Here is a 17,983-nt window from a genome sequence, read left to right on the forward strand (position 1 = left end):
GCACGGCCGATCACCTCGACCGTCTCGCCCTGGCTGCGCTGGGCGTCCGAGGCGGTCTGGTTCGTCGAACACGCTTTCGAACGCGCCCATGCCGACGCTCGCCCGGAGGAGGACACCCGGGTCCGCATCTTCGTCCTCCAGCTGGTGTTCTCGGCCGTCTTCATCGCCCTCGCCATCGGGGCGACTCACGCGGCCGTCCTGGCGCCGCGCCACGCCGGGGGATCTGCGGCCATTGCAGGAGCGCTGCAGCGCGCCGACCTGACGGACCGGAACGGGGCGCTGCTGGCGACCAACATCGTCCACTACGGCCTCTACATCGATCCGACCGAGGTCTGGGATCGCGACGCCGCCTTCACCCAGCTCCGCCGGGTCCTGCCGGAAGTCTCCGCCAAGAAGCTGCGCAAGGTCCTGAATGGCGATCGTCGCCTGATCGTGCAGCCCGGTCTCACTCCGGCCGAGCGCCAGGCGGTCCACGCCCTGGCCCTGGGCGGCATCTCGTTCGAGCCGGAGGATCGGCGCGTCTATCCGCTGAACACTTCGGCCGCCCATCTGATCGGCGTCGCGGATACGGGCGGGCAGGGCGTGTCCGGGGCCGAGCTGGCCTTCAACTCGGACATCCGCGCTGCGGGCCAGCAGGGGCAGGATTTCGCCCTGTCGATCGACCTGCGCGTCCAGGGCGTGCTGGAGAATGAACTGGGGGCCGTCGCCTCCGCCGCCGGGGCCAAGGGCGCTGTGGGCGTCGTCGCCGACGCCCGCACCGGCGAGATCCTCGGCATGGCCAGCTGGCCGACCTATGACGCCAACCGCAGGGGATCGGCGAGCGACAACCAGGCCCTGAACCGCGTCACCTCGGGCCACTATGAGATGGGGTCGGTGTTCAAGACCTTCACCGTCGCCGCCGCGCTCGACACCGGCCAGGCCGACATGAACACCCTGCTGGATGCGTCCGAGGCCTATATGATCGGCAAGCGCCGGATCCGGGACTTCCACGCCACCAACAAGATCCTGTCGCTGGAAGAGGTCTATCTTCACTCCTCCAACATCGGCACCTCGCGTCTGGCGGTCGAGCTGGGGTCCGACGGGATGCGCGACTATTTCCAGCGCCTTGGCCTGCTGGACGCCGCCCCGTTCGAACTGAAGGAGAGCGCCCGCCCGCGCACGCCGCGCGACTGGAGCGACTCGACCCGGGCCTCCCTGTCGTTCGGCTACGGCATCATGATCACCCCGCTGCAGATGACGGCGGCGACCGTGGCCCTCGTCAACGGCGGGATCTATCGGCCGCTGTCGCTGCGTCATGGCGGCACGGGCGAAGAGGGTCGCCGCGTCGTCCGGCCCGAGACCTCGGCCGAGATGCGCCAGCTGATGCGGGCCAATGTCCTGCGCGGCTCCGGCGGCCAGGCGGACGCCCCCGGCCTGCGCGTGGGCGGCAAGACCGGATCGGCGAACAAGCTGGTCAATGGCCGTTATGACGCGGGCCACGGCGTGGGCTCCTTCGCCGCCGTCTTCCCCGCCGACGGCCCGGACGACGTCCAACGCTACGTCGTCTTCGTCCTGATCGACGAGCCCAGCCAGGGGTCGCGCCTGGGCGGGGCCATCGCCGCTCCGGTGGTCGGCCGCGTGGCCGACCGCATCGCCCCCTTCCTCGGCCTCGCGCGCCGCTTCGACCCGCCCCCCGTCGCGGCGGTGGTCCCGTGAGCGCGATCCACCTGTCCGAACTGCTGAAGCGCGACGTCGCCTCCGATCCGGTCATCACCGGGGTCACGTCCGACAGCCGCAAGGTCAAGGCCGGAACCCTGTTCGTCGCGCTGCCGGGCACCGCCGCCGACGGCCGCGCCTTCATCCCCCAGGCCCTGTCCCAGGGGGCGGCGGCCGTCCTGGCCCCGCAGGACACCCCCGAGGGCGCCGCGCCCCTGCTGGTCCGGTCCGGCGACGTGCGCCGCGCCTATGCCCTGGCCGCGCGCGGCTTCTACGGCACCCAGCCCCGCACCTGCGTCGCCGTCACCGGGACCAACGGCAAGACCTCGGTCGCCGCCTTCTGTCGCCAGATTTGGGCCGGCCTGGGCCTCAAGTCCGCCAGCATGGGCACACTCGGCGTCGTCTCGCAGTCCGGCGTCGCCACCACGGCCCTGACCCCGCCCGGCCTGACCAGCCCCGACGCCGGCGACGCCGCCCGCCTGCTGGCCACCCTGGCCGAGGACGGCGTCACCCATCTGGCGCTCGAGGCCTCATCGCACGGCATCGACCAGCGCCGGCTGGACGGGGTGTCGCTGAAGGCCGCCGCCTTCACCAACCTGACCCAGGACCATCTCGACTATCACGGCGACATGGCCGCCTACCGGTCCGCCAAGCTGCGCCTGTTCGAGACCCTGCTGCCGCGCGGCCGGACCGCCGTGCTGAACGCCGACTCCGACGCCTATTCGACCTTCGCCGCCGCCTCCATCATGTCCGGACTCGGCATCATGGCCGTGGGGGAGCGCGGCCGCGATCTCGCCCTGGTCGGACGACGCGCCGTGCCCGAGGGGCAGCGTCTGATCCTGGACATCCGCGGCGACGTCCACGAGATCCTGCTGCCGCTGGCCGGGGCCTTCCAGGCCTCCAACGCTCTCGTCGCCGCCGGCCTCTGCATCGCCGCCGGCGAGGACGCGACCCGCGTGGTCGCCGCCCTGGAGTCGATCACCGGTGCCGCCGGCCGGCTGCAGCGGATCAGCGGCGGGCGGGGTGAGGCCTATGTCGACTATGCCCATACCCCCGACGGCCTCGAGACCGTGCTCAAGGCGCTGCGCCCCCACGCGACCGGCCGGCTGATCGTCGTCTTCGGGGCCGGCGGCGACCGGGACAAGGGCAAGCGGCCCCTGATGGGCGAGATCGCCGGCCGTCTGGCCGACATCGCCATCGTCACCGACGACAACCCCCGCTCCGAAGACGCAGCCGCTATTCGGGCCCAGGTCCGCGCGGGCTGCCCCTCGGCTCTGGAGATCGGCGACCGCCGCGCCGCCATCCGCGAGGCCACCGCCATGATGCGCGACGGAGATGTGGTCGTCGTCGCCGGAAAAGGGCATGAGCAGGGGCAGATCGTCGGGGGCACGACTCACCCCTTCGACGACGCCACTGAACTCGCTGAGGCCTTGCGCTTGGATGCCTGAACCGACACCGCCGCTCTGGACGGCTCAAGAGATCGCCGTCGCGACGGGCGGACGGCTCGAGGGCGGTCATTTCACCGCCGACGGCCTGACCTACAACAGTCGCGAGATCGCACCCGGCGACCTGTTCCTGGCCCTCAAGGGGGAGCGCGACGGTCACGATTTCGCCGCTGCGGCCTTCGCCGCCGGGGCCACGGGGGCCCTGGTCGAACGTCCGGTGGAGGGTGGCCCACACATCGTCGTGCCCGACACGCTAAAGGCGCTGGAAGCGCTTGGAGCCGCCGCGCGCGACCGGGCTCCCCACATCCGCCGGGGGGCCGTGACCGGCAGCGTCGGCAAGACCAGCGTCACCCAGGCGATCAAGGCCGGCCTCGACCTCGCCGGTCCGGCTCATGCCTCGATCAAGAGCTACAACAACCACATCGGCGTGCCCCTGACCCTGGCCCGCATGCACCCCTCGGTCGGGCGGGCGGTGTTCGAGATCGGCATGAACGCGCCGGGCGAGATCGGGCCGCTGGCGAAGATGGTCCAGCCCCACGCCGCCTGCGTCACCACCGTGGGCCCGGTCCATATCGAGGCGTTTGCCGACGGCGAGGCCGGGGTGGCCCGCGAGAAGGCCGCCATCTTCCAGGGCCTGGGCCCCGGGGGCCTGGCGGTGATCAACGGCGACAACCCGTGGGAAGGCCTGCTGCACCAGGCGGCGCTCCACGTCGGGGCCCGCGTCGCCACCTTCGGCTCGGAGCCCGCCCACGACGCCCGTCTGGTCGACTTCACGCCCTTCGAGGGCGGGGCCCGCGTTTCCGCCGAGATCTATGGCCGGTCGCACGTCTTCCCGCTGAGACAGTCCGGCTTCCACTGGGGCCTGAACAGTCTGGCCGTCATCCTGATGCTGGACGCCCTGGATGTGCCGGTCGAGACCGCGCTGCTGGCCCTGGCGCAGTTCGAGCCGCTGAAGGGGCGAGGGGAGACCCGCGCCGTCTCCATCCCGGGCGGAGCCTTCACCCTGATCGACGAGAGCTACAACGCCAATTCCCTGTCGATGACGGCGGGCTTCCGCTCCCTGGGTGCGAAGCCGGTCCAGCGGGGCGGGCGTCGCGTCGTCGTCCTGACCGACATGCTGGAGCTCGGCGACCAGTCCGTGACCCTGCACGCCGGCCTGGCCCCGGCGATCGAGGCAGCCGGCATCGACGTCGTCCATGCCGCGGGCTCGCAGATGCGTCATCTCTATGAGGCCCTGAGCCCGGCGCGCCGGGGCATCTGGAGCGAGACCGCCGCCGATCTCGCCGACCACGCCGCGGAACTGGTCGGCCCCGACGACATCGTCATGGTCAAGGGGTCGAACGGGTCCAAGGCTTCGCTTGTGGCGGCAGCGCTTGCCCGGCTAGAGCGGGCGGAAGTCTAATGGCGGCCGCGCCGCGCCGGGCCTGTCAGGGGCACAAGGGACGCTGATGTTTTACCTGCTGTATCTGTACGCCGGCGACGCGGCGAAGGATTATCCGATGCTGAATCTGATCCAGTATCAGACGGTGCGCGTCGCCCTGGCCATGGCCACGGCCATGATCGTGGCGGTGATGATGGGCAGCCGCTTCATCGCCTATATGCGGGTCAAACAGGGCAAGGGTCAGCCGATCCGCGCCGACGGCCCCGTGTCGCATCTGTCCAAGGTCGGCACCCCGACCATGGGTGGGCTGATGATCCTGGCGGGCATCGCCGTGGCGGTGTTCCTGTGGGGCGACCTGACCAACCCCTATATCTGGATCGTCTCGGGCGTGACCGCCGCCTTCGCCGTGCTCGGCTTCGTCGACGACTATGCCAAGGTCACGAAACAGACCTCGGCCGGCCTGACCTCGAAACAGAAACTGATGGCCCAGGTCGTCGTCTCGGTCATCGCCGGCATCCTAGTGGTGCTGTGGACGACCCAGTCGCCCACCTCGCCGGGGCTGGAGACCTCGATCGCCTTCCCCTTCTTCAAAAACGTGCTGCTGAATATCGGCTGGTTCTACGTCGCCTTCGCTGCCTTCACGATCGTCGGCTTCTCGAACGCGGTGAACCTGACCGACGGCCTGGACGGCCTAGCCATCGTGCCGGTGATGATGTCGGCGGCGGCGTTCGGTATCATCAGCTACCTGGTCGGTAACTTCATCTTCTCGGACTATCTGGGCGTTCACCACGTGCCCGGCTCGGGCGAGCTGGCCATCTTCTGCGCCGCCATCATTGGCGGGGGCACGGGCTTCCTCTGGTATAACGCCCCCCCGGCCAAGATCTTCATGGGCGACACGGGATCCCTGGCCCTGGGCGGCGCGCTCGGCTCCATCGCCGTGGCCACCAAGCACGAGCTCGTCCTGGGCATCGTCGGCGGCCTGTTCGTCATCGAGGCCGCCTCGGTCATGATCCAGGTCGCCTATTTCAAGGCGACCCAGAAACGCATCTTCCTGATGGCTCCGATCCACCACCATTTCGAGAAGATGGGCTGGCCGGAATCGACCGTCGTGATCCGCTTCTGGATCGTCGCCGCCATGCTGGCCCTGGTCGGGCTGAGCACGCTGAAGCTGCGGTGAGAGGGACCGGCCTCAGCCCTTCCCCCGCTTGCGGGGGAAAGCGGTCCGTCTTCGGCCGCAGGCCGAACAGGACCGATGGGGGGATTTTCCTTGCGACTGTAAGCCGGGTTGGGAAAGGCAAGACATCCCCCATCGGCCCTGGCTCGCTGCGCGAGCGCCGGGCCGCTTTCCCCCGCGAAGGGCGGGGGAAGGGCTGTTCGTCATGATCCCCGTCCCGGGCTACGAGGGCCGCCGTGTCGCCGTCTTCGGCCTAGGCCGGTCGGGCATCACGGCCGCGCGGGCGCTCAAGGCCGGCGGGGCCCTGCCCATCCTGTGGGACGACGGCGTCTCCGGCCGGATGCAGGCCGAGGCCGAAGGGTTCGTCGTCGAGGACCTGACCACCGCCGACTGGTCCGGCTTCGCCGCCCTGGTCCTGTCGCCCGGCGCGCCCCTGACCCATCCGAAGCCCCACTGGACGGTGGACAAGGCCCGCGCCGCCGCTGTTCCCGTGCTGGGCGACATCGAGCTGTTCGCCCAGGCGCTTGCCGCCCTCCCGGCTGAGGCCCGGAGCAGGGTCGTCGCGATCACCGGCACCAATGGCAAGTCCACCACCACCGCCCTGATCGGCTGGGTCCTGAAACAGGCGGGCCTGACCGTCCACATCGGCGGCAACATCGGCATCGGCGTGCTCGCCCTGCCGGCCCTGACTTTCAGCGCGGAACGCGGACCTCCAGGTCCGCTCTTGTCCGGATCGCCGACGGCGGACCTGGAGGTCCGCGCTCCCGCTCAGGCCGTCTATGTGATCGAGGTCTCCAGCTACCAGCTGGACCTGACCACTCGCTTCGCCCCCGACGTCGCCATCCTGACGAACATCAGCCCCGACCATCTGGACCGCCACGGCGGCATGGAAGGCTATGTCGCGGCCAAGACCCGCCTGTTCCAGGTCATGTCACCCGACAAGGTCGCCTTGATCGGGGTGGACGATGACTGGGGCTGGACCACGGTCAACGCCCTGAACGCGCGGCGTTTGCGGGTCAGCACCATCACCACCCGCACCCCGCCCGCTTTGATCGATCCGACCGGCGGCGTGCCCGTGGCCGAGCTCGCGACCCGTCTACCTGACCAGACGCCCGCCTTCGAAGCCGGCCGGTTCATCATCCTGGATGCCACCGGGGGCCGGCTGGTCGCGGACGGCGTGGCCATCACCGACCTGGCCCCGGCCCGCTCACTGCCCGGCCGTCACAACGCCCAGAACGCCGCCTTCGCCTATGCCGCCGCCCGGGCCCTCGGTGTCTCGCACGAGGCGGCGGTCGCGGGATTGATGACCTTCCCCGGCCTGGCGCACCGGATGGAAACGGTCGGTCAGCTGGACGGGCAAACCGACCAGGCCAGCACTGTGAAGTTCGTCAACGACTCCAAGGCGACCAACGCCGACGCCGCGCGCCAGGCGCTGATGTCCTATCCAACCAGTTTCTGGATCACCGGCGGCCGGGCCAAGGACGGCGGGATCGAAGACCTGCGCGACCTCTTCCCCCGCGTGGCCAAGGCCTATCTGATCGGCGAAGCGGCCGCCGATTTCGCCGCGACGCTGGGCGATACACCCCATGTCATCGCCGGCGACATGGCCACCGCCGTCGCCCTGGCCGCCGCAGACGCCCGGGCTGCCGGCGGCGATCAGGTCGTCCTGCTCAGCCCCGCCTGCGCCAGCTTCGACCAGTTTCCGGACTTCGAGGTGCGGGGCGAGGCGTTTCGCCAGGCGGTTCTTAACCTCGGCGCTACCCCTTCGGTTCATGATTGAGAAACCATGACCGACGCCTCCGCGCCCTACAGCCATCCGTTCTCCCGGAACGACCCCAGCCCGATCGCCCAGTGGTTCTGGACCGTCGACCGGGCGCTGCTGGGTGCGGCCCTGACCCTGATCGCTCTGGGCGTGGCGCTCAGCTTCGCCTCCAGCCCCGCCGCCATCCTGGCGGACGAGTCGATCACCGATCCGTTCCACTACGCCTGGCGCATGATCGTGTTTGCCTGCGGGGGCATCGGGGTGATGCTGATCCTGTCGTTGCTGTCGCCGCGCGGGGTGCGCCGCATCGCCGTGCTGGCCCTGCTGGCGGCCATCGTCGTCATGGCCCTGCTGCCCTTCATCGGCGACACGGTGAAGGGGGCGGCCCGCTGGGTGAACCTGGGCTTCTTCAGCCTGCAGCCCAGTGAGTTCGCCAAGCCCAGCCTGATCGTCTTCGCCGCCTGGATGTTCGCGGAAGGCAAGAAGGGCCAGGGCGTGCCCGGCGTCTCCATCGCCTTCGGCTTCTACGTCCTGACCGTGGCCCTGCTGCTGATCCAGCCGGACATCGGCCAGACCCTGCTGATCACCACCACCTTCATGGCAGTCTTCTTCATGGCCGGGGTGCCATTGCGCTGGGTCGCCGTGCTGGGCGGCATGTTCGTGGCGGGCATGACGGCCATCTATCTGCTGTTCCCCCACGTTCAGTCCCGGGTGGCCAAGTTCGTCTCGCCCGGCATCGAGGACACCCACCAGATCGACCGCGCCTCCCAGGCCATCCGCGCCGGCGGCGTCGTCGGGCGCGGGGTAGGGGAGGGGGTGATGAAACGCTCGGTCCCCGACCTGCACACGGATTTCATCTATTCCGTCGGGGCCGAGGAGTTCGGCCTGGTGCTCAGCCTGACGATCATCGGCCTGTATGCCTTCATCGTCATCCGCGGCATGCGCCGGGCGATGAAGCTGAACGATCCGTTCGAACAGACGGCGGCGGCCGGGCTGTTCATGCTGATCGGCCTGCAGGCCTCGATCAATGTGGCGGTGAACCTGAACCTGATCCCGACCAAGGGCATGACCCTGCCCTTCATCAGCTACGGGGGCTCGTCCATGCTGGCCATGGGCGTGACCATGGGCTTCGCCCTGGCCCTGACCCGGCGCCGACCTGGAGCCTATGAACCCGGGGCCAGCCTGTCGCACCCCGGCCGTCTTTTGATGCGATAGACGCCGGATGAGCAGACTGTGCGTCGTCGCCGCCGGGGGCACCGGGGGTCATATGTTTCCGGCCGAGGCCCTGGCCCGCGAGATGGCGGCGCGCGGCTGGCGCGTGGTCCTGGCCACCGACCATCGCGGCGAACATTATGCCCAGGCCTTTCCCGCCGAGGAACGTCTGGCGCTCGACGCCGCGACCGGCTCCGGACCCGTCGCCCTGGCTCGAGCGGGGCTCGCCATCGTGCGCGGCGTGCAGCAGGCCCGGTCCGCCTTCACCCGGCTGGACGCCGACGTCGTGGTCGGCTTCGGCGGCTATCCGTCCGCCCCCGCCCTGGTCGCCGCCATTCTTCAGGGCCGCCCGACCCTGATTCACGAACAGAACGCCGTCCTGGGCCGCACCAACCGTATCCTGGCCCCCCGCGTTGGTGCCGTGGCCTCGTCCTTTCCGACGCTGGAGCGCGCCAGCGCGGCGGTGAAGGCCCGGGCCCAGGTCGTCGGGGCTCCGGTCCGCGCCGACATCCGCGCCCTGTACGACCGCGCCTATGCCCCGCCCGCGGATGGCCCGATCCGGATCCTCGTCACCGGCGGCAGCCAGGGGGCGCGCATCCTGTCCGAGACCACGCCCCGGGCCCTGGCCGCCCTGCCGGAGGCCCTGCGCGGTCGCCTGAAGGTCCAGCAGCAGTCCAGGCCCGAAACCCTCGAAACCGCGCAACGGATCTATCGGGACGCGGGCATCGCGGCCGAGGTCGCGCCGTTCTTCCGCGACATGGCGTCTCGCCTGTCCGAGGCCCATCTGGTCATCGGCCGGGCGGGGGCCTCGACCTGCGCCGAACTGGCGGTCGCCGCCATGCCCTCGATCCTGATCCCGCTGAAGATCGCCACCGACGACCATCAGCGGCTGAACGCCCGGCTGCTGACCGACGTGCAGGCCGCCGAGGTCATTCTGGAGGACTCCGTCACGGTCGACAGCCTGACCGCGGCCATCGCCGCCGTCCTGGCCGACCCCGGCCGCCTCGTCGCCATGAGCGCCGCCGCCCGCGCCGTGGCCATCCCAGATGCGGCCCAGAGACTGGCCGACCTGACCGAGGCCACGGCGGATAAGTTTGCTTCCCTCTCCCAGCGGGAGAGGGCTTGAGCGCCCGAGAGCCGTCAGGCGATCGGTCTTGCGCGAAAGGGTGAGGGGTTACGGGGCCAACCGGTGAGCGCGTAACCCCTCACCCTGCCACCAACCCTCTTGCGGAGCGCCCGCAAAGCCGCGACCTATATCGCCATGCGTATCCTCCTCGTTTCGGCCTCCCTCATCGCTCTTGTCGCCGGCGCGGCGGTGGCCCAGGATGCGCCCGCCGCCTCCGAGCCTGCGCCCCCGCGCCCCGCCATCATCGTGGCCCCGCCGCTTTCGCTCCCGCCGATGATCGTTCCGGAGCCCCAGGCCGACCCCGCCGATCCCCCCGTCCCCACCATCGAAGCCATCCCGCGCGTCTGGGCCCCGGCCCCCCGCGACGCCCAGGGCCGCAGTGCCTACGGCCTGTATCTGTCGGGCCGTTCCGCCCTCAGCGCGGGGGAGGCGGCCGAGGGGGCCGATCTCCTGGCCCGGGTCGAGGCCCTGACCCCGGAACAGCCGACCGTTCAGGAACAGGCCTTCACCTCGGCCCTGCTGGCCGGAGATCTGGGTCTGGCCGCCCGGCTCGCCCCCGCCACCGCGACGGCCTCGCCCGTCATCACCCAGGCCGGGGCCCTGGTCTCGGTGGTCCAGGCCTTTGCCGCGGACGAGGCGCGCGCCGCCAATATGGCCTTGAAGGCGAACCCTATCGGTGCCCCCCACGCCCGCGCCGGGGCCCTCATCGCGCCCTGGATCGCCGCCGCCGCCGGGGACTGGGACACGGCCCTGGCCGAACCCAATCCGACCGCCGATCCCCTGACCGTCGTCCTGGGCCGGTTCGACCGGGCGCGGCTGCTGGAGCATCGTCGCCGTTACGACGAGGCCGACGCCGCCTTCAAGGTCCTGGCCGAGGATGCGCGGACCGGTCCCCTGTTCCGCGTCGCCTATGGCAGTTTCCTCGAACGGCGCGGCCGCCGCGACGAGGCCCTGGCCGTCTATGACGCGGCCCTGGCCGTCGGCGCCGGCGACCCGGCCCTGGCCGCCGCCCGGGCCCGCCTGGTCGCCCGCGGTCGCGCGCCCGCGCTGCCGAGCTTCCGCGAGGGCGCGGCCGAGGCCCTGACGGTCGCGGCCCAGCAGGCTTCGGCGGAGGGGTCCAATGAGTTCGCGGTCGTCTATCTGCGGCTGTCGCTGAGCCTCGACCGCGATCCGACCGCCCTCTACCGATTGGGCTCCACCCTGTCCCAGGCCAATCTGGAGGGCCCGGCCCAGGTCACGCTGGAACAGATCTCCGACGCCGACCCGTCGATCTATGCGGCCGCCCGCGTGTCGCTGGGCGTGACCCTGGACAAGGAAGACAAGCCGGAGGAGGCCCTGGCCGCCTTCCGCCAGGCCCAGGCCGCCACCCCCGCCGACCGCCGCGTCGCCGGACTGATCGCCAGCCAGTTGATGAAGCTGGAGCGCTGGGACGCCGCGCTCGAGGTGCTGAATGGGCCGTTGCTGAACACCGCCGACCAAACGCCCAACATTCGCTTCATGCGCGGCGTCGCCCATGAATCCTTGGGGCAGGTGCCCGAGGCGGAGGCCGAGCTGTGGGCCGCGCTCCAGGCCGAGCCCGACGATCCGTCCTTCCTGAACTATCTCGGCTACCTCTGGGTCGACAGCGGCACCCGGGTCGCCGAGGGGGCCGCGATGATCCAGCGCGCCCATGCCGCCGACCCGGAGGACGGCAATATCCAAGACAGTCTGGGCTGGGCCCAGTATCGCCAGGGTCAGTTCGACATCGCCGTCGACACCCTCGAGCAGGCGGTGGCCAAGGAACCGGCCAATGCCGAGATCAACGACCACCTGGGCGACGCCTATTGGCAGGTCGGTCGCCGGCGCGAGGCGGGGTTCCAGTGGAACCGTGTCCTGACCCTGGACCCCGACGCCGAACGCCGGACCGAGGTCGAGCGCAAGCTGGAACAGGGCCTGACCGACGTCGCGCCCGCTGCAGCCGGCGGGGGCTGACCTGGCGATCCTGTCCCGCCTGGCTCCGGCCAAGGTCAATCTGTTCCTGCACGTCGGCGCGGTCCAGCCGGACGGCTATCATCCCCTGTCCAGCCTTGTGGCCTTCGCCGATGTCGGGGACGTGGTCTCGATCGCGCCCGCGGACCGGCTGGGACTGACCCTCACCGGCCCCTTCGCCGCCGACCTGGACGGAGCGGGTGACAATCTGATTGTGAAGGCGCTGCGGGCTCTGGCCGCGGATCAGGGCCTGCCCGACCTGCCGCTGCATGTGACCCTGGACAAGCGGCTGCCGATCGCCGCCGGCCTGGGGGGCGGATCGTCCGACGCGGGCGCGGCCCTGCATCTGGCCAATGCGGCCCTGGAGCTCGATTTGCCCGCAGCCGCCCTCGAAGACCTGTCCCGGGTCGTCGGGGCCGACGGCCCCATATGTCTGCGCGCCCGCTCCGCCTGGGCCGAGGGCGTGGGCGAGCGATTGAGCGAGGCCCCGGACCTGCCGGCCTTTCCCGCCGTCCTCTACAACCCCGGTCGCCCGTCCTCCACCGGGGCGGTCTACCGCGCCTATGACGACGATCCCCGCGGCGATGCCGGCCGCCCCGCCCCGCCGCGCGACTGGAGCGATGATGCGGTCTTCGCCTGGCTGGCCACGACGCGGAACGATCTCCAGGCTCCCGCCGTCCGACTGGAGCCCGCCATCGCCGACGCTCTGGACGCCGTGGCCGCGCAGCCGGGCGTGCGGTTCGTGCGGATGTCGGGATCAGGGGCGACGGTCTTCGGCCTGTTCGAGACGACCCAGGCCGCGTCCTCCGCCGCTGACAAGCTGCGCAGTAAAAACGGCGCTGGTTGGGCCGTGGCTACGCTTCTGGGCGACAACGCGACCTCCAGCTAAGCAATAAGGCTGGTTAACGGCGGCTTCTGGACTTGGGTCGGACAATGGTCACAAAGTAACCGATCGGTCTGCCTTGTTTGAACGGCGGTATGGCCGACATGGAACCTGTAGACGGGATGGGGCTTCTTAAGCCTCGTAACATCCGGTTGCGGGCCGCGAACTATTTCTCAGCGTCGGTCCGTGCAGCATTGAAAAGGAAACGATCATGCTCCGCACTCGCCTTCTGACTGCCACGGCCGCCATCGCGTTGTTCGGTGCCGGCTCCGCCTTCGCCCAGGACGTCCAGGCTCCCGCCGCGACTCCGGCCTCCCCGGCCGCACAGTCGGCTCCAGCCGCCGCGCCCACCGACGCCGCGACCACCGCCCAGGCCGCGACGCCGTCGGCCAGCAACACCGTCGTCGACGTGCTGCGCTCCAACGGCCAGTTCTCGACCCTGCTGTCGGCGCTCGACGCCGCCCAGCTGACCGAGACGCTGCAGACCCAGTCCGCGATCTCGATCTTCGCCCCGACCGACGCCGCCTTCGCGGCCCTGCCGGAAGCCGAGCGCACGCGTCTGCTGGACCCGGCCAACGTCAACGACCTGCGTCAGCTGCTGCTGTACCATGTGATCGTCGCCGACGTGAACTCCAGCCAGATCCAGGGCACCAAGGGTGGGGTCGAGACCGCCGCTCGTACCCAGGTCGAACTCGATGGCACGGGATCGTCGATCAAGGTCGATGAAGCCACGGTGACCACCGCCGACCTCGACGCCTCCAACGGCGCGGTCTTCGTCATCGACCAGGTCCTTAGCCCCGCCACCAGCCAGGTCGCCGCCGGCGATGCGGCCGAGGGCGAGCAGACGACGCCGCCGTCCAGCGGATCGACGACCCCCGCCACCCCGCCGGCCGCCGATCCGATGGGCGAGACCGCCCCGCCGACGGCTCCCGCCGGTGACGCCATGACCCCGCCGCCGGCCGACGATTCGATGACCGGCGATGACATGGACAACGACTCGGCCACGACCACGGGCGAGACCGCTCCGACGCCCGACGACACGACCACGGCCCCGGCCGGCTCCACCAGTGCCAGCCCGACGCCTGGCATGACGACCGCTCCCAGCGGCCAGCCGGCCGCGGGTACCACGACCACGGCCTCGCCTCCGGTCGAAAACCCGACCGACGGCCAGACTGACGACGCAACGGACGCCGAGACCGACGCCACGGCTCCCACGCCGCAGTCGTAATCCCACCCTCAGGGTGAGTTGAGTTCAGAGGCGGCGGGCCCTAGGGTCCGCCGCCTTTCTCTTTGCCCAAAGACGTGCCGTGACCGAACCGCTCGCCTTCCAGGATCTGATCCTCACGCTCCAGCGCTATTGGGGCGATCAGGGCTGCGCCATCCTGCAGCCCTATGACATCGAGGTGGGGGCGGGGACCCTGCATCCGGCGACGGTGCTGCGCGCGCTAGGGCCCAAGCCGTGGAAGGCCGCCTACGTCCAGCCCAGCCGCCGCCCGGGCGACGGCCGCTATGGCGAGAACCCCAACCGTCTGCAGCACTACTACCAGTTCCAGGTCATCCTGAAGCCAAACCCGGACAATCTGCAGGAGCTGTATCTGGGCTCGCTGCGGGCCATCGGCATCGACCCGGCCCTGCACGACATCCGCTTCGTCGAGGACGACTGGGAGAACCCCACCGTGGGGGCCTGGGGTCTGGGCTGGGAGGTCTGGTGCGACGGCATGGAGGTGACCCAGTTCACCTATTTCCAGGGCGTGGGCGGCCTCGAGGTCGACGTCGTTTCGGGCGAGCTGACCTACGGGCTGGAGCGCCTGGCCATGTACGTCCAGGGCGTCGACAACGTCTACGACCTCAAGTTCACGAAGGACGGCACGACCTATGGCGAGGTCTTCCTCGAGAACGAGCGCCAACAGTCGGAGGCCAACTTCCACGGCTATGACGTCGAGGGTCTGAAGCGCCGGTTCGAGGACATGGAGGCGGAGTCGACCCGCCTGCTCGCCATGACAGGACCCCAGGGCCAGCCCCTGGTCCTGCCCGCCTACGACCAGGTGCTGAAGGCCTCGCACCTGTTCAACCTGATGGACGCCCGCGGGGCCATCGCCGTCGCCGAACGCCAGAGCTACATCGGCCGCATCCGGGACCTGTGTAAGGCGTGTGCCGTCGCTTACGTCGAGCAGGAGCGTGCCTCGGCATGACCGGCGAGGATGACGCAACGTCTCCCTTCCCCTCGAGGGGGAAGGGTCGGGGATGGGGTGGAGGCACCCCGTCGCCGGTAAGCCCGGGAGACTCCGATCGTGCATCTGCCGACGATGCCCCACTGATTGACCGCTTTGCCCGCGCGCCAAAGATGAAGGCCGGCGGCGTCGCCCGCGCCCGGAAGCTTCGGGCGGAACCGACCCGCACCGAAGCCAAGCTTTGGGACCATCTGCGGCACCTCGACATCCGCTTTCGTCGCCAAGCCCCGATCGGCCCCTACGTCGTCGATTTCGCCTGCCATTCCGCGAAACTGGTTATTGAGGTGGATGGCGGGATCCACGACCTCACCGACGTCGCGCTGCGTGACCTGAGGCGCGACGAATGGCTGACGTCGCAAGGCTATCGTGTCCTTCGCATCCCGACGAAGCGCGTCGAGGCTGACATCAAGTCCGTGGTCGCCGAAATCAGCAAGGCCGGCGGAGTCTACGTGCCTCCCGGTACGGCTCGTGCCTCCACCCCATCCCAACCCTTCCCCCTCGAGGGGAAGGGCTCTAGCGAAACCTGATGCCCCAACTCCTCCTCGAACTGTTCTCCGAAGAGATCCCCGCCCGCATGCAGGGCGGCGCCGCGCGCGATCTCGAGCGCATGGCGACCGAACGGTTGAAGGCCGCCGGCCTGACGTGGGACGCGCTGACCACCTATGCCGGACCGCGCCGGCTGACGCTGGTGATCGAGGGTCTGCCCGCCGCCACGCCGGATCGCTCGGAAGAGCTGAAGGGCCCCCGTGCCAATGCACCGGAACAGGCGCTGGAGGGCTTCCTGCGCAAGACCGGCCTGACCCGCGACCAGCTGACCGAGCGCGACGGCGTCCTGTTCGCCGTGATCGAGGAAGCCGGTCGCCCGACCACGGCCGTCATCGCCGAGACCGTGGACCAGATCGTCCGCGCCTTCCCCTGGCCCAAGTCGATGCGCTGGGGTTCCGGCACCCTGCGCTGGGTCCGGCCGCTGAAGCGGATCGTCGCCCTGTTCGACGGAGCCGTGGTGCCGTTCGAGATCGACGGGATACCCAGCGGTGACGTGACCGAGGGCCACCGTTTCATGGGGTCGGGCCGGCCGTTTTCGGTCAAGGATTTCGCCGACTATCGCGCCAAGCTCGAGGCCGAGTTCGTCCTGCTGGACGCCGCCGATCGCAAGCTGAAGATTCTCGCGGCCGCCCGGGCCGCCTGTCACGCGAGCGGGCTGGAGCTGGTCGACGACGACGGCCTGCTGGACGAGGTCGCCGGCCTCGCCGAATGGCCGACGCCGATCCTGGGCGACATGGACCCGCAGTTCCTCGCCCTGCCGCCCGAGGTGGTCCGCCTGTCGATGAAGGTGCACCAGAAATATTTCGCCGTGCGTGACCCCGCCACCGGCACCCTGGCCCCGAACTTCATCGTCGTCGCCAATGTCGAGGCCTCCGACGGCGGCGTGGCCCTGGCCGCCGGCAACAGCCGCGTGCTTTCGGCTCGCCTGAACGACGCCCGCTTCTTCTGGGACGAGGACCGCAAGACCGGCTTCGACGCCTGGAACGAGAAGCTGAAGGGCGTCACCTTCCACGCCAAGCTGGGCACCCTGGCCGAGCGCGTCGACCGCATCGCCGCCTTGGCCCGCGAGATCGCCCCTTTGGTCGGCGCCGACCCCGAAGAGGCGGCCTTGGCGGCGAGGCTGGCGAAGGCGGACCTGGCCTCGGCCATGGTCGGCGAGTTCCCGGAACTGCAGGGCGTCATGGGCGGCTACTATGCGAGAGCCCTTCCCCTCGAGGGGGAAGGGTTGGGATGGGGTGGAGGCACGGCGGCGCCGGTGACCCCCCAAGACTCCGACGGAGTCTTATCCGCTCATGGGACAACGGGTGCCTCCACCCCCAACCCCGACCCTTCCCCCCTCGAGGGGGAAGGGAGGCGTGACCGGATCGCCGACGCCGTCCGCGACCACTACAAGCCGCAAGGCCCGGCGGACTCGGTCCCGACCGCGCCGCTGACCGTCGCCGTCGCCCTGGCCGACAAGCTCGACACCCTCGTCGGCTTCTTCGCCATCGACGAGAAACCCACCGGCTCCAAGGACCCGTTCGCGCTGCGGCGGGCGGCGCTGGGGGTGATCCGATTGGTGCTGGTTGTGGGGCGGAATGCTAGTTTGCTTGTTCCAATTAAGCGCGCTCACTATCTGATCGCTGTACAAGTTTCGCGAAAGCGGCTTGAGGCCAATGGTTGGAAGCGCCCTGACGGATCTCACGTTGTTTTGGGGCTAGACCTAGCTGACGTCAGAAATTTGACAGTTCGAGCCGGTGCCGATCCGTCCAGCGAATGGATGGAGCTTGCCCAAACGCTTCTCGCCTTCTTCGCCGACCGCCTGAAGGTTCTCCTGCGCGACCTGGGCAAGCGCCACGACCTCGTGGACGCCGTCTTCGCCCTGGGCGATGACGACCTCGTCCGCATCGTCCGCCGGGTGGAGGCGCTCGACGCCTTCCTCGCCACGGACGACGGGGCCAATCTGCTGGCCGGCTACAAGCGCGCCACCAACATCCTGAAGGCCGAGGCCAAGAAGGGCGAGGTGCCGACCGGCATGGTCCAGACCGGTCTGCCCGACCAGCCCGAGGCGGAGACGACGCTCGCCTTCGCCACCGACGTCGCCCGCACCGCCGTCAATACGGCGCTGGAGACCGAGGATTTCGCCGCCGCCATGACGGCCCTGTCCCGGCTGCGCGCCCCCGTGGACGCCTTCTTCACCGACGTCATGGTCAACTCCGACGTCCCGACCGAGCGCGACAACCGCCTGAAGCTGCTGGGCCAGGTCCGGGACGTGATGGGCCGCGTCGCGGACTTCGGTCAGGTGGCGGGGTAGGCCATTGCGTCTCCTCCCCGTCGCCGCTTGGCGATGGGAGGGGGACCGCGGAGCGGTGGATGGGTTCTGAGCCGCGCACCCTCTCGCCGTCAGGCGCGGTTTCAAGAGGTTCATCACAAAGAACACAACGAAGTCACGAAGGACACGACGCGAGCTGAGCCGTGTTCAGGGCATCGTCTTCCGGCTGGATTCCTGATCGCGGCGTACGCCGCATCGATTTCTGCTCGAAGACGGGCCGGTTGGTGCCCCCATCACCGGACCCGTTGT

General features: G+C 69.9%; 13 protein-coding genes. All 13 read left to right on the forward strand.

What is annotated here, in order from left to right; all coding sequences use genetic code 11:
- The first annotated feature begins 9 nt into the window (after positions 1–9).
- Entirely contained in the window at positions 10–1,695 is a 1,686-nt protein-coding gene (locus BZG35_RS06095; protein ID WP_253189336.1) for a penicillin-binding protein 2, read from the forward strand.
- The gene (locus BZG35_RS06100) at positions 1,692–3,143 is read left to right on the forward strand and encodes a UDP-N-acetylmuramoyl-L-alanyl-D-glutamate--2,6-diaminopimelate ligase (protein WP_077354843.1); all 1,452 of its coding nucleotides are present in this window, start codon (positions 1,692–1,694) and stop codon (positions 3,141–3,143) included. The genes BZG35_RS06095 and BZG35_RS06100 overlap by 4 nt, the downstream gene beginning before the upstream one ends.
- Positions 3,136–4,542 carry a UDP-N-acetylmuramoyl-tripeptide--D-alanyl-D-alanine ligase gene (murF, locus tag BZG35_RS06105; RefSeq protein ID WP_077354844.1) on the forward strand — a complete coding sequence of 469 codons (1,407 nt, stop codon included), beginning with the start codon at positions 3,136–3,138 and terminating at the stop codon, positions 4,540–4,542. Before BZG35_RS06100 ends, murF begins: the two co-directional genes overlap by 8 nt.
- 46 nt (positions 4,543–4,588) lie before the next feature.
- Positions 4,589–5,698 carry a phospho-N-acetylmuramoyl-pentapeptide-transferase gene (mraY, locus tag BZG35_RS06110; RefSeq protein ID WP_077354845.1) on the forward strand — a complete coding sequence of 370 codons (1,110 nt, stop codon included), beginning with the start codon at positions 4,589–4,591 and terminating at the stop codon, positions 5,696–5,698.
- A 202-nt stretch (positions 5,699–5,900) separates the two neighbouring features.
- Complete coding sequence (gene murD / locus BZG35_RS06115) at positions 5,901–7,475, forward strand: UDP-N-acetylmuramoyl-L-alanine--D-glutamate ligase (protein WP_077354846.1); 1,575 nt, start codon at positions 5,901–5,903, stop codon at positions 7,473–7,475.
- Between the two features lie 6 nt (positions 7,476–7,481).
- Positions 7,482–8,672: an FtsW/RodA/SpoVE family cell cycle protein gene (locus BZG35_RS06120; RefSeq protein WP_077354847.1), complete on the forward strand. Its 1,191-nt coding sequence runs from the start codon at positions 7,482–7,484 to the stop codon at positions 8,670–8,672.
- A gap of 7 nt (positions 8,673–8,679) precedes the next feature.
- Positions 8,680–9,795 carry an undecaprenyldiphospho-muramoylpentapeptide beta-N-acetylglucosaminyltransferase gene (gene murG / locus BZG35_RS06125; protein ID WP_077354848.1) on the forward strand — a complete coding sequence of 372 codons (1,116 nt, stop codon included), beginning with the start codon at positions 8,680–8,682 and terminating at the stop codon, positions 9,793–9,795.
- A 135-nt stretch (positions 9,796–9,930) separates the two neighbouring features.
- A complete protein-coding gene (locus BZG35_RS06130; protein ID WP_253189286.1) occupies positions 9,931–11,766 on the forward strand; it encodes a tetratricopeptide repeat protein in 1,836 nt (611 codons plus the stop codon).
- A 1-nt stretch (position 11,767) separates the two neighbouring features.
- Complete coding sequence (locus BZG35_RS06135; RefSeq protein ID WP_077354850.1) at positions 11,768–12,652, forward strand: 4-(cytidine 5'-diphospho)-2-C-methyl-D-erythritol kinase; 885 nt, start codon at positions 11,768–11,770, stop codon at positions 12,650–12,652.
- A 205-nt stretch (positions 12,653–12,857) separates the two neighbouring features.
- Positions 12,858–13,874, forward strand: coding sequence for a fasciclin domain-containing protein (locus BZG35_RS06140; RefSeq protein WP_077354851.1), 1,017 nt, complete (start codon positions 12,858–12,860; stop codon positions 13,872–13,874).
- 79 nt (positions 13,875–13,953) lie between these two features.
- Positions 13,954–14,838, forward strand: a complete 885-nt coding sequence (locus BZG35_RS06145; RefSeq protein ID WP_077354852.1) for a glycine--tRNA ligase subunit alpha — start codon at positions 13,954–13,956, stop codon at positions 14,836–14,838.
- Positions 14,835–15,404, forward strand: a complete 570-nt coding sequence (locus BZG35_RS06150; protein ID WP_216351890.1) for an endonuclease domain-containing protein — start codon at positions 14,835–14,837, stop codon at positions 15,402–15,404. The genes BZG35_RS06145 and BZG35_RS06150 overlap by 4 nt, the downstream gene beginning before the upstream one ends.
- Positions 15,404–17,716 (forward strand): glycine--tRNA ligase subunit beta, encoded by a 2,313-nt coding sequence (glyS, locus tag BZG35_RS18185; protein WP_077354854.1) that lies wholly within the window; start codon positions 15,404–15,406, stop codon positions 17,714–17,716. Before BZG35_RS06150 ends, glyS begins: the two co-directional genes overlap by 1 nt.
- The last annotated feature ends 267 nt before the right edge of the window (positions 17,717–17,983 follow it).

Origin of the sequence: Brevundimonas sp. LM2 (genome assembly GCF_002002865.1) — a bacterium.
Classification (GTDB): Bacteria; Pseudomonadota; Alphaproteobacteria; order Caulobacterales; family Caulobacteraceae; genus Brevundimonas.

What these genes read in the sequence shown, in the direction of transcription:
- murF (WP_077354844.1), top strand. Translation starts at nt 3,136, where the DNA reads ATGCCTGAACCGACACCGCCGCTCTGGACGGCTCAAGAGATCGCCGTC.
- mraY (WP_077354845.1), top strand. Translation starts at nt 4,589, where the DNA reads ATGTTTTACCTGCTGTATCTGTACGCCGGCGACGCGGCGAAGGATTAT.
- murD (WP_077354846.1), top strand. Translation starts at nt 5,901, where the DNA reads ATGATCCCCGTCCCGGGCTACGAGGGCCGCCGTGTCGCCGTCTTCGGC.
- BZG35_RS06120 (WP_077354847.1), top strand. Translation starts at nt 7,482, where the DNA reads ATGACCGACGCCTCCGCGCCCTACAGCCATCCGTTCTCCCGGAACGAC.
- murG (WP_077354848.1), top strand. Translation starts at nt 8,680, where the DNA reads ATGAGCAGACTGTGCGTCGTCGCCGCCGGGGGCACCGGGGGTCATATG.
- BZG35_RS06130 (WP_253189286.1), top strand. Translation starts at nt 9,931, where the DNA reads ATGCGTATCCTCCTCGTTTCGGCCTCCCTCATCGCTCTTGTCGCCGGC.
- BZG35_RS06140 (WP_077354851.1), top strand. Translation starts at nt 12,858, where the DNA reads ATGCTCCGCACTCGCCTTCTGACTGCCACGGCCGCCATCGCGTTGTTC.
- BZG35_RS06150 (WP_216351890.1), top strand. Translation starts at nt 14,835, where the DNA reads ATGACCGGCGAGGATGACGCAACGTCTCCCTTCCCCTCGAGGGGGAAG.
- glyS (WP_077354854.1), top strand. Translation starts at nt 15,404, where the DNA reads ATGCCCCAACTCCTCCTCGAACTGTTCTCCGAAGAGATCCCCGCCCGC.